Genomic DNA, 485 nt, shown 5'->3' with positions numbered 1-485 from the left:
ACCCTTGTGGGGGGAGCGGTCGAAGGTGGGACTGGCGATTGGGACGAAGTCGTAACAAGGTAGCCGTACCGGAAGGTGCGGCTGGATCACCTCCTTTCTAAGGAGCACAACCTCGGACGTCGAGGCCAGGTCGGTGACGGTCACCCATCACGGGTGGCGGCTGGTGTTGGTTGTTCGGCGGAGGGCCATCGCATCCCCGTCTGTGGGGTGGGTGGTTGCTTACTGGATTGAAGTGGAACTGAACATACGGATGCTGTGGTTCTTCGGTTCTTCATCGGAGGGCTGTGGCGGCGTCGGCACACTGTTGGGTCCTGAGGGGACGACGAACCCTCACATCTGCGCGATTGTTCTTCGGGACGGTCGGGTCTGGTGTGGGGGTTGTTGTGTTCTCTGGACAGTCACTGCTGGTCCCTGCGGTTGTGGGGGTGCTGGTGGTGGTCTGTGGGTTGGGTTGTCAAGTGGACAGTGGACGCGAGCATCTTTTT

The 485-nt window shown here is 60.4% G+C and carries 1 rRNA gene; it reads left to right on the top strand.

The features are described from left to right. A 16S ribosomal RNA gene (locus QSK00_RS30305) occupies positions 1-97 on the top strand; the annotation flags it as partial. Between the last annotated feature and the right edge of the window lie 388 nt (positions 98-485).

This window comes from Actinomycetospora sp. NBRC 106378 (genome assembly GCF_030269685.1).
Lineage (GTDB): Bacteria > Actinomycetota > Actinomycetes > Mycobacteriales > Pseudonocardiaceae > Actinomycetospora.
The sequence above is the reverse complement of the archived record's forward strand: the minus strand, read 5'-3'. Positions and strand labels throughout refer to the sequence as shown.